Source organism: Streptococcus infantis, from assembly GCF_019929575.1.
Taxonomy (GTDB): Bacteria; Bacillota; Bacilli; order Lactobacillales; family Streptococcaceae; genus Streptococcus; species Streptococcus infantis_L.
Map to the genome: position 1 here is coordinate 1 of NZ_JAHZPU010000039.1, position 10,941 is coordinate 10,941.

Below are 10,941 nucleotides of genomic sequence, written 5' to 3' on the forward strand. Positions count from 1 at the left end.
CTAGTAAATGTGTTGCAACTCTACTATACAGGATTTATTCCTTTTTGTGTTTACACAACTTATTGTACACTGCCAATTATAACTCCATTATTTACAGCTTTTTATAATAAATAAAGTTACCAGTAGTACCTTTTCTCACTTAGATATTGTTCTTTTTGTTCTCTAGAATTTTCATGATTTCTAATTCCTAGTAATTCGTCTGTTGAAGAAACTATTGGGTCTATCCAGTCAGCTTTGGATCTAATCCAATCAATTTCCTCTTTACTATGTTTCCCTGCTATCTCCAATTTATCAGCCATCAGTCTTAAATCATTTGCTGTTTGAAAGTCTTCCAGCATATTAAGAAGAGACATTGTTCGCTTCTTCTCTTCTTCGATTCTATTTTGTAATTTTCTTTTTCGCTCCTGCTCCTCTTCGTATTGTCTTTCTCTCTCTTCACGTTCAAGTCGTAAGTTCTTAACTTTATAATACTCTTGGTAAATTAAAACGATTATTTCTGGTATTGATTGTTCAAGTGTGAATTCTTTAGTATCTTTAATGTATTTACCATCTATTATCTTAAATCGAAATTTTCCATTTGGAATATAGTCATACTTATTTATCCTTGGTTTAAAAGCATATCTATTAAACTTAACGCTATCATTGTACTCTGCTAGTTCTTTAGCTTCTTCTTTTGTTAATTCATGACTTACTTTGTCTGTAGATTCTATAACTTCAAAACGAACACTATCCTTATCAATTTGAATATCCCAATTTGGAGTTACATTATCGCCGATTTTTTCAATTACAGTAACTAGTGTATCTAAAAAGCGATATAAACGAGGAAGAGAATTTAGTGAAATGTTTTTTACAAATTTAGGTTCTTTTAAATCATTATATCTGTGCCTAGAATCAAAGTAAGGATAGGAAGCAGCTTTTTCCCTCTTATTCCACTCTGCAATTTTATCCCTTAGATTAGCTACAGATTTATGTAATCTCTTATTTGGAGACTGGTTTAGATTTGAAACTGTTTCAATAATACGCTCTATTTTATCGTCCTCTATAAATGATAATGAACTTCTTATACTAGTTGTATCAAGTTTAACTGTATCATCGTTTTTATCCTCCGTACTATCTTCTTTATGTTTAGCAACTTTAATTCTACTGTTCTTTAAACTTTTTCTATCAATATGAACCTCATTTACATCATTTTGTGGTAATGGAACGATAAGTTCACTTAAGTCTTGTCCAGTATTCTTACGATACCAATAACTACCCTTTGGAATTGGGATTTCAAATTCTTTACATTTCTTGAGTAAGTCAGAATAACTTAAATCATATTTCAATGAAACTTGTTTCGCACTTATCTCCCAGATTTCTTCATAGAGTTCTTCTCTAGAAAAGGTCTTTATCATCTTCATTTGAAACACCTTTACCCTTATACTTTACATCACTGTTTTTATATTTACCAAGCGAAAACGCAAATTCAAAAACTTCTAATTCTTCACTTCTGCATTTTCGCTTAATATAAAAAGTAAATCTTGTTTTAAACCGTTAAATTCCTCTATAATTTTATCTAAACTAGTTTCAATATTTTCAACACGGATCTCTGATAGCTTACCGTGATTGTATGAAATCATTCTTTCAGCGATAATATGATATGACCAGCTCTCAGTAAAACGTCTGTCTCTTTCTTCGTTATGAATAGCGAACCCAATTGGAAGAAGATTATTTCTAAGACCTATAGCAACTGCCTGTGAACTTATACCTAAATAATCACCAGCAATTTTTAATGTGATTTTATTTAATTTTCTAATATCTTCGTCGGTATATTTCGGCATGTTTGTACTCCTTTGTTATAATCCAAAATGCAATATCATCTATTTAAAAATATCTTGATAGTATGCTATCTAGTTGCTTTCCATAATAAAATTAATTTGTGGTACATCATACTCTGAAAGTTAATAATCTAAAATCTATTCAATGAAAAATTATTATTAAGCAAAAAATAATCTCTTCAGATTTAGAGTTGCTATCTTTTCAAAGTAAATCCATTAATTAGCTCCAGACTTAGATGTAAATAGTTATTTATTATCTAAATCAACACCGATCTGCCAAAATCCCATATCAAGTATTTTCATTTGAGGATACAGCATATCAGCAACAATAAAATTCTTTTGAACTGAATCTAATTGTTCTAAGTTTTTCTCATAAAAATCTACTAGTTGCAAAATAGATTTAATGTTATAGGTTCCACTTGCAATCTTTTGTGATCTTATTCCAGCAACAAAATATCTATCATATGCTGGAACACAACCGAGTGTGCCCATCAGTATCTTTGTGATTAGTATATCTGATAAGTTGTTTTTGAGAGCTGAACCTCTCACTTCACGCCTGATTCCATCATAATAATTAGCAATAAATTCATTAATTTCCTTTAGCAATTTTTGGTTAGTTTCATTTTTAAAATCTTTACATTCTATTCCCGCTAGAGAATCATATTTATTGCTTAAGATTTCTCTTACTACAGGTATATGTACTCTATAATCCTTTTGTAATAAGAATGAAGAACCTCGATACATCCCCCAACTTGCTAAATAAAATGCAAGTTGTAAACTCAGGTAATCAAGATTCACATCATTCTCTTTACGAGCTGTCATAAAATGTGAATAACAATGTTCCCATGAACGATATCTATCATGTTCATCAGCTTTTAAATCGTTATAAAATTCAGTTGATGATTTAATAATCATATCGATTGTTTTCATACTTCTTGCTTTCCTAATCAATTTTCAAATATATAGCGTTTTCATTATTTTCTTAACCTATTATATCATTATTCAAAACAAAAAACTGCAACTTACTAGTTGCAGTTACACACAGATTTACTTCTGTTCCTTTTAGAAACTTATATTTTCATTTTCAGGAATGTTAAAAACATCGTTTTTTTCAAAATATGGTTCTACCATTTCTTTCCATCTAGCCTTGTTAAATTTGATTGAGTTTAAAGGAGATAGGCCATAATTTCCCAATGCATAACCAGCTGTCACTTTCTTAACTTCCGAGACCTGCTTATCAGAGTCAATCTTTACTTTTGAAAGAGCGACGCTTGTTTCCACAGCTTTTTTATTGTAGCTAGATTGACTTCCTTATCTGTGATAACTTGAACAGCTTCATGCTTAGCTACTTGGGCTACTTTATCTAATTCCTCGTTCTAAACGGCAAAGGTTAATTCTCCACTTGCCTGACCACTTAATTTGGCTTGGATTATATGTTCAGCACTATCAGCTGGCTTTGCTTGGATAAGATTGGTAGCAGGATTTTCAGTTCTCACAACCTCATCTGCATGAACAAGTTGTCCACCTTGACCAACAACTGCGCTCATCAAAGTTCCAATCGTAATCGAACAAAAGGGCGGTATTTTTTGCTTTTACGAAAACATGTTTCTCACCTTTTTCTTGAATCAACATGTAACTACCTCCTACTATTTAGTTTTCTCTCAAATCCTACCAAAGACGCCTTGAAATGGTTATCACATGAAGAAGGCAGCAAAAAAGCCACCTGACCTAAATTAAGAGACTTGAAATATAAAAAACGGGAGAACTGACGCATCAGCCCTCCCAGACAAAAACAAGTATGTCACATTCCAATATACCTATGTTACTACAATTATTTTAACTATCTAAAAAATCTTTCAAAATTTCAAAAACTTCATTTCGATTCAATAAAATATCATCATTTTGAGGAATAGTTGATATCACAGACTCAAGTTCTATCACAAAACGGTGCATATCTGCTTTCACCGTGTCACTAGAGGTTATATTTGACAGTTTTTCACTCCCTACTAATAAAGCTGTTAATCGAGTAATGTCGTTCAAATGTTTTTTAATGGCTTTACTTAAACCTTGAGTACCTGTGGCAGAGCGTTCTCTCGTATCCAACCAAGCTTTAGCCTTAAAAATAATTAAACCACGATTACTCAAAACCGAGTATCCCTGAATGGATTCTTTTTCATGCACCAATATATTATAATAATCCTTATCCAATAATAAGGCCGACAAACTAGCATCTTCATCAAAATGTAAGGGTGTTTCTCTCCCCTCCTTCTTTAATGGGTATTCTGGTAAAATGCTAAATAGTTCAATCATAGAAGGAAACTCAGGTTTATTTGTTGTAAATCGAAATAGCTGTGCTTTTTCATCCTTCTGACTTCCTTGATATTCTCCCAATTCTAAAAAGTGATTCAAGGTATCATAAAATTCCTTATTTTTTAATTCATCTATGATGACCATATCATAATCTTTTGTTGTCCGACTTTTAAATCCTTGCGAGTCCAATACAATAGATGTTGCAGTCCCTCCAATCAAAACATAATAGTCTTGAAAATTCGCAAACATTTCTTGAAAAATAGCTTTCGTATTAGCTGACATCATCTTCTCCTAGATACTGTAATATATTATTTTTTAGTGCTTCAATCTCTTCCTCCACACGTGGATCATCATCATCTTTTAAGGTCAAATAAAGAGAAATAGGATCTACAAACTGTCTATCTTGATTTTCTTTAAAATCGTTCCAAAATTCAGATACAAAAGGGCGATATCGCCATATTTCTAATACCTTGCCTTCTAAAACATGCTGAGATAATGGCAAGGATAATTTATTGAATTGTCTCTGTGATATGACATAGCTACTATTTTCATACGATTCAGCTAAAAAAGTCAAATAAGATAAAGCATAAGTACCACCGTATAGAAGCCTAGAAGCAGATTTTATATTCTCTAGATCTACATTGGGCAATAAGAGCCGTTTTTTGATGGGATTAAATAAATAGGACTCTGATTTTAAGAATAATTCTTTCTTTGATGCTGTATAAGTGTAAAGTTTATTTGGCTTATTTAACCAATCTAAAGTTTTAAAAGTCCTCAAACATCTATAAATCGTTGAGTTTGGAAGTCCAGTTACCTGTGAAAGCATATCAACATCTACTTCTTTTTGACCTTTTGTCAATAAAAAGGCAATCCAAGTTAATTGTTCACTAGGTGTTAATTCTTTAGATGCTACAACATCATCATTAGCATTCAATACTAATCCCAATGGAGGAAAAAAGAGATTTCCCTTGAAGTCTACAAAAGGAACTCTAGCTTGAAGGAGTTGTTTTTTTTCAATGTCAGACAGCTTTGAAAATACCAAAATAACGTCCATGCTAGCTTTTTCACCCATATTACGAGCTTGAGTAACAAATGAGTCTAAACTTCCTCTTCTCTTTTCTTTAATCAATAAAAATGACTCCTTATGAAACTTCATTTGAGCATATTGAAATCTTTTTTCAAAACTAATTGGTAAAGTTAAAGCTATTTTTTCAACACTTACATTAATATAAAACGATTGAAAAATAGAAATTATCTTTTTAACATTCATTGTTTTTCCTTCTTATCATTTTGTACGTATTTTATCATTATAAATGAGAAAATGCAAGTTTTTTGATAATAAAAAAGTGACTTACAAAAAGATAAAAAAAGCGAGAACACTTATCAAAATGTTCTCGCTGTATTCATTTATTACTGACGTATCTATTTTTTGTCTACGTAGTCGACATTCAAACAGACGTTCACATCAATGTATTTTTTTGCACCTTTTTTATGTCAAAATCACTCTTTTCAATAAAGACAAAATGCTTGAAAAAGTGCTTAAAATCAAGAATTTTCACCCTTTTAGTCGTTGTAGCAACACTACACACTCCACATGCTGTATCTGTGAACCTTTTGAGGATTAACTCCGTTTTACCAACAAGCTCACACACTCGACGTGATGCGTCTGCGGGACTCAAAAGGTTTGGGTGAACCTTTTGAGGATTAACTCCGTTTCACTAACAAACTTACACACTCAACTTGCTCATTATTGTCCAAACCTATATTTAAATCTTCATCGATGATAGGAAGTTTAAAAGTAATTGATTTTAGCCATTGCCCATTCGGTTGCTTTTCTTCGTAAATTTGAATTTCAGAAATCAAAGCTGTAATTAACTGTCTACGCTCTACATCATTCATTACCTTGTAGAGTTTATCAAAATAGATCAAAATCTTATATATGTTATCTCCTGTAAGTTTCTCAGCTTCAATAGTTTGTTTCTTTGCTTTCGCATCAATTAACAATGATTCTAAGTCTTCAATCTTATCAGACATACGATAAAGTCTATCGTCTAAGTCCTGTTTTCTTCGTTTGTAGTGCTTATCATCAGCATCTAAATTATCTATTTCCTCAATTAGCTTAAATTTCGTAGAATGGCTCTTCCTCAATTCTTTCTGGTAATTATCTATCTCTTTTTCTATTTCAGAGGTATCTACCTTCATGTTAATTTTTTCTTGCATCATAGAAGCAAATTGGGGATTGCTTACTATCTTTATAATTACCTCAGCAACTGCATCATCTAACAATTCTTCTCTGATTTGTTTATTGTAAGTACATTTATGACCTCTTATCATATGCCTATGTTTACAGCCATAGTAATAAAAATCTTTATACTTTGTACCATCTTTCTTTTTCTTGATACACTTGTTTCCAAACATTCCCACTCCACATATCGGACATTTTACAATTCCTGAAAGCAGATGTGTGCGTGTATCTTTCCCTTTATTAACATGCTCATATTTCTTTGCTTGAGATTTTAACTTAACTTGAGCTGCTTGCCATAGCTCATCAGAAATTATAGCTTCATGAATACCTTCAGCTATTAAATATTCATCTTGTTCAACTTGCTTATATTCATTTCTTGTTCCATGAACTTTTTCTAAAGTTCTTCTTCCAAAGGCTATTTTCCCGTTATATACAGGGTTTTTTAATATCTTTCTTATAAGACCTGCATCAAACAATGGATTTTTCCCATTTTGTCTTGGTATTTTTCTTATACCATGATTTTCTAAGTATTTAGAAAGTCCATTTGCTCCAATGGTTGTATTTACATACTGATCAAAAATAGTTCGTATCGCAATTGCTTCTTCCTCATTGATTATCAATTTCCCATCAATAAGTTGATAACCATAAGGAGCAAAACCTCCATTCCATTTGCCCTCTCTTGCCTTTTGAATACGCCCTTCCATTGTTTGAACACGAATATTTTCTCTTTCAATTTCAGCCACAGCTGATAAAACTGAAATCATCAATTTACCTGCATCTTTGGATGAATCAATCCCATCCTCAACACAAATCAAATTGACTCCAAAATCTTGCATTGTTTGTAGAGTTGATAAAACATCAGCAGCATTTCTTGCAAATCTCGATAATTTAAATACAAGAACGAAAGACACTCCATCCTTTCCGGTTTTTATATCTTCCATCATACGAGTAAACTGAACTCTACCTTCTATAGATTTTCCAGACTTACCTGCATCTTCGTATTCACCAACAATCTCATAATCATTATAGAGAGCAAAAGCCTTCATTCTTGATTTTTGTGCCTCTAAAGAATAACCGTCTATCTGTATTGATGTAGATACTCTTGTATAGAGGTATACTTTTATTTTTTCTTTTGACATAGCATTAACCTCAATATCCTTTTTTCTATATCTTTATATTTATACCAATTATGGTTTGGACTCATATATCAAGTATATTATATCACTTTTATTACTTTTTCTCAATCTGCGTTTTTGCCATGTCAAATTTATTTTTACCTTCTGTACTTTTTACTGGAGTTGGATTTGGAAGATTATCTAAATCTAAAACTCCAGCATACTTTGTAATCAGATTTGCTATCAAATCAGCCAATCCATTCCAGCCATTATCCACTAATACACCCCCTCCGATTTAAATTCTTTATAATCATGTATTATTTTTCTTACTAAGTTTTATGACATTGGTAGGTGCATTGGCTGCTACATAGGAATCTCACCTCTGCCCCTTATTCCAGACGAGGCAGCTTAAACTATTGAAGTATCATTATCACTACTTGTATCATCGAACAGATTGCCACCTCTGTTTTTTATGTATTCTTATTTACCGCTCGCTTTCTTGTATCCTTGGTTAACCCAGTATTCATAAAACCGAAATTACTTTCAGCAGAAAGGTCATGGCGTAAGTCATAATTCTCCACAAGTAGATAAAATCCTACCTTGGTCTATTCAATTGTCAAAGAGCAATATTTGAAAGGGATTGTTTTCTTTGCATTTTCCTATTTGCCATAAGCAGGCGTATCTCTTACCCAAAAAAGTAAATGAGGTCAAACTCCCCTTCACTTTACATAAGGAAAATTTGACCCCTTTGGTTACCGAAGTTTTAAAGTTCTTCGATAATTTTTTTCAGCTTTTCAAGAATTTTGTTTCTTCTTTTGATTAAAGCTGGATGTGTAATACTTTTGAGCTTTGCCACTGAACGAACCGTTTCATCATTGAAATATAAGCGTTCAATAATATCTCTTTCTTCTGCATTGAGCCTTGATATAGCATTTCTGACTGCTTCAATCATCATCTGTGTTTCCACAATCTTTTCTACATCAACGCTTTCATCAATAATGCTATCTGCAAAATGTCCGTCATGATCCAATGATGAAAAAAAGAGCAAGTGGTTTTTCTTATCCACCTGCTCTAAATACTTTTCGTGTTCTTTTTCTCGCCAGTAGACTTTATATATCTGCTCGCTGACTTTAACCCTTTGTCCGTTGACATAAAGGTAATATTCTTTTGACATTTTATTTCCTCCATTTCTTTTTTTGTCTGCGTTTTTAGACAAAAAAAGGAGGACTTCTACACTTAGGCATACGAAGTCCTCTAAAACGGAAGAATAAGAATACTTCTTTAGCTACACTTACGTGTTTCAGCTTGTATCTGAAACAATAATCTACTATAGAGATTATTGAAAAGAGGAATGTTTTGTTTCTTTGGTATTTCTAACATTAGATGTTTAGATTCTTTCATATTTGTTTCCTCCATTTTATCAATAATCTAAATAGTCAATATCTTTATCTTCTTCATACATAATTGATTTTTATTCATTTTTTTTAGTTTCTATTCTATCAAATAGTTTGATAATCTCAGAATCCGAAAATCCTAAGGCATATAGTTTTTCAAACAATATTTTTGTTAGCCTGTTCAAATGCTGATTTCTTAACTCAATTATTTTCTTCTCACTTTCAGTAACAAAATATCCTTTACTTCCACGACTAACAATCAACCCCTCTTTCTCAAGAATTTTTAATGCTTTTTGGACGGTTGCAGGATTACATTCTTCCATCTCTGCTAAAGTCCTTATGGGAGGCATCTGTTGCCCCGGTACATACTTACCTCTTAAAATAGTTGCTCTTATCACAGATGTTATTTGTAAATATGGATACATATTCACTTAACCTTTTTATTTTTCCTTCCTCGTATAAATTTCCAATAAGCAGAATACGGAATAACCGTAGTAAACAGAAGATAATATTTATTAGCAAACATATCAGGGGTTCCTTTTGCATTGAAATGAACAGGAATTTCCTCCGGGAGAAATATGCAAATAATAAATATTACAACAATCATTAACATCAAGACCAAGACATCTTTTAACAGTCCAACTTTCATACAATTTTCCCTCCTTAAACTAAATAAAATTTGACTTGCTAACTTTTATATAAACTTCACTTGAAATAACAAGTAAAGTAACTGATATTATCTGCAAAACCGGTGTTATCGGAAGATTTAAAAACCAATTAAGAAAAATTGGTGTAATGAGTGCAATTATCCCGACAAGCCCAGACACAATAACAGGGATGCTCTGCTTTACAACCATCATCTCGCTTTCCCATTCATAATTTGGATACTTTTTATTTAGGGAAATTCCTATCACTGTTATAAAGATCGAATAGCATATAGGAACAATTATTAGGTTAATAACTTGAATAAAGTTCATATCAAGTTTTAGCGTAAATGCAAATATTGAAATCATATACCCAATCAAATGAAGTGTAAGGTTTACAGCTATCTTGGAATTTAAGATCATTTTTACCTTAACAGGAGAGCTTTGCAAAATCCAAATGTTTTTTCCTTCTAAAGATATCGCTGAAGCTGCCGGGCAACTGAGTGAGAGCATAGATGCAATAAATAATGGAGCAAAATTTGAGAGATATTCATTTATATTTTCTATCCCTGAAGACTCTCCTATTTGTTCTACAGAATTAAAAAGCAAAAATATACTAAAAACACATAAAAGTATTACACCAAGGCCTGCATTCAAGACCGCCATGTACGAGCTTAAAAAGCGTCCCATTTCTTTTTTATACAAGGCAAGAAATATCGATTTTCTATTATAAGATTTTTTGTTATCAGAATATCTTGATGTTGTTTTAGCAAGAGTATTAAGCAATTCATACTTCATCGCAACAATTTTTATAAATATATAAAAAACTGCTGTTGAAAAAACAATAAATAATCCCATTCCAATATACATTGGAAAATTTGTGTGTTGCACGAATAACCCGGATATTGGGTACAGTTCTGTAATTTGCTTAGAAAGCATGATCTCAATGCTGTCTTCATTACCTGATTTCATAGCTGACACTGCAATATATCCAATTATGCCTATCATTGCAAATGAAAAGATTAGAGCAATAACATTTTTCCTCTTAAAATAAGATGAAACAGCCACAACAATCATTCCCATACATGCTGCTATGCACATAGGTATCAATGGAACAAAAATCATGGAGGTAAAATACAATATAATCTGTAATACATTTAAGCTTCCGTTTAACGCCCAAACAATGCCCCCCGGAAGCATAAATATGAATCCTATTAAAAAGTTCAATAAATACATAAACATAAACTTGCTACTTATAATGTCTGAGCTTTTTAAAGGTAGCGATAAAAGCGTTTCTATATCACGACTACCAAATAAAATTCCATTAGAATAAAATATTGTCCCCAATTGTCAAGTCAAGTGCAACAAAGTTGTTCCTCTGATTAAGCGAGTATCTTTCAAGCTGTTTGAGCTGAC

General features: G+C 32.0%; 12 protein-coding genes and 2 pseudogenes. All 14 read right to left on the minus strand.

Annotated elements, in window-relative coordinates:
- Nucleotides 1-116: 116 nt before the first annotated feature.
- Nucleotides 117-1,400, minus strand: a complete 1,284-nt coding sequence (locus K1I67_RS09015) for a cellulose synthase (RefSeq protein WP_223339673.1) — start codon at nt 1,398-1,400, stop codon at nt 117-119.
- 75 nt (nt 1,401-1,475) lie between these two features.
- Entirely contained in the window at nt 1,476-1,820 is a 345-nt protein-coding gene (locus K1I67_RS09020) for a hypothetical protein (protein WP_001127479.1), read from the minus strand.
- A 243-nt stretch (nt 1,821-2,063) separates the two neighbouring features.
- Entirely contained in the window at nt 2,064-2,747 is a 684-nt protein-coding gene (locus tag K1I67_RS09025; RefSeq protein ID WP_223339674.1) for a hypothetical protein, read from the minus strand.
- A 132-nt stretch (nt 2,748-2,879) separates the two neighbouring features.
- Nucleotides 2,880-3,038 (minus strand): annotated as a pseudogene (locus K1I67_RS09030) (ATP-grasp domain-containing protein); the annotation flags it as partial.
- Between the two features lie 155 nt (nt 3,039-3,193).
- Nucleotides 3,194-3,364 carry a hypothetical protein gene (locus tag K1I67_RS09035; protein ID WP_223339675.1) on the minus strand — a complete coding sequence of 57 codons (171 nt, stop codon included), beginning with the start codon at nt 3,362-3,364 and terminating at the stop codon, nt 3,194-3,196.
- A 289-nt stretch (nt 3,365-3,653) separates the two neighbouring features.
- Nucleotides 3,654-3,920: a hypothetical protein gene (locus tag K1I67_RS09040; RefSeq protein WP_223339680.1), complete on the minus strand. Its 267-nt coding sequence runs from the start codon at nt 3,918-3,920 to the stop codon at nt 3,654-3,656.
- 24 nt (nt 3,921-3,944) lie between these two features.
- Nucleotides 3,945-4,409, minus strand: a pseudogene (locus K1I67_RS09045) (hypothetical protein); the annotation flags it as partial.
- The gene (locus K1I67_RS09050) at nt 4,399-5,397 is read right to left on the minus strand and encodes a hypothetical protein (RefSeq protein ID WP_223339676.1); all 999 of its coding nucleotides are present in this window, start codon (nt 5,395-5,397) and stop codon (nt 4,399-4,401) included. The gene K1I67_RS09050 and the pseudogene K1I67_RS09045, both read right to left, overlap by 11 nt.
- 434 nt (nt 5,398-5,831) lie before the next feature.
- Nucleotides 5,832-7,511, minus strand: coding sequence for a recombinase family protein (locus K1I67_RS09055; RefSeq protein WP_223339677.1), 1,680 nt, complete (start codon nt 7,509-7,511; stop codon nt 5,832-5,834).
- 91 nt (nt 7,512-7,602) lie between these two features.
- A complete protein-coding gene (locus tag K1I67_RS09060) occupies nt 7,603-7,764 on the minus strand; it encodes a hypothetical protein (protein WP_223339678.1) in 162 nt (53 codons plus the stop codon).
- A 486-nt stretch (nt 7,765-8,250) separates the two neighbouring features.
- The gene (locus K1I67_RS09065; RefSeq protein ID WP_000032596.1) at nt 8,251-8,661 is read right to left on the minus strand and encodes a sigma-70 family RNA polymerase sigma factor; all 411 of its coding nucleotides are present in this window, start codon (nt 8,659-8,661) and stop codon (nt 8,251-8,253) included.
- Between the two features lie 297 nt (nt 8,662-8,958).
- Nucleotides 8,959-9,306 carry a GntR family transcriptional regulator gene (locus K1I67_RS09070; RefSeq protein ID WP_223339681.1) on the minus strand — a complete coding sequence of 116 codons (348 nt, stop codon included), beginning with the start codon at nt 9,304-9,306 and terminating at the stop codon, nt 8,959-8,961.
- Nucleotides 9,307-9,308: 2 nt separating this feature from the next.
- On the minus strand, nt 9,309-9,530 hold the full coding sequence (locus K1I67_RS09075; RefSeq protein WP_125411856.1) for a DUF1648 domain-containing protein: 222 nt from the start codon (nt 9,528-9,530) through the stop codon (nt 9,309-9,311).
- A gap of 19 nt (nt 9,531-9,549) precedes the next feature.
- Nucleotides 9,550-10,872 (minus strand): hypothetical protein, encoded by a 1,323-nt coding sequence (locus K1I67_RS09080; protein WP_223339679.1) that lies wholly within the window; start codon nt 10,870-10,872, stop codon nt 9,550-9,552.
- Nucleotides 10,873-10,941 lie beyond the last annotated feature (69 nt).

Excerpts from the sequence above, each read along its gene's own strand:
- K1I67_RS09035 (WP_223339675.1), bottom strand. The coding sequence starts at position 3,364 with ATGAGCGCAGTTGTTGGTCAAGGTGGACAACTTGTTCATGCAGATGAG.
- K1I67_RS09020 (WP_001127479.1), bottom strand. The coding sequence starts at position 1,820 with ATGCCGAAATATACCGACGAAGATATTAGAAAATTAAATAAAATCACA.
- K1I67_RS09075 (WP_125411856.1), bottom strand. The coding sequence starts at position 9,530 with ATGAAAGTTGGACTGTTAAAAGATGTCTTGGTCTTGATGTTAATGATT.
- K1I67_RS09025 (WP_223339674.1), bottom strand. The coding sequence starts at position 2,747 with ATGAAAACAATCGATATGATTATTAAATCATCAACTGAATTTTATAAC.
- K1I67_RS09070 (WP_223339681.1), bottom strand. The coding sequence starts at position 9,306 with ATGTATCCATATTTACAAATAACATCTGTGATAAGAGCAACTATTTTA.
- K1I67_RS09015 (WP_223339673.1), bottom strand. The coding sequence starts at position 1,400 with ATGAAGATGATAAAGACCTTTTCTAGAGAAGAACTCTATGAAGAAATC.
- K1I67_RS09050 (WP_223339676.1), bottom strand. The coding sequence starts at position 5,397 with ATGAATGTTAAAAAGATAATTTCTATTTTTCAATCGTTTTATATTAAT.
- K1I67_RS09065 (WP_000032596.1), bottom strand. The coding sequence starts at position 8,661 with ATGTCAAAAGAATATTACCTTTATGTCAACGGACAAAGGGTTAAAGTC.
- K1I67_RS09055 (WP_223339677.1), bottom strand. The coding sequence starts at position 7,511 with ATGTCAAAAGAAAAAATAAAAGTATACCTCTATACAAGAGTATCTACA.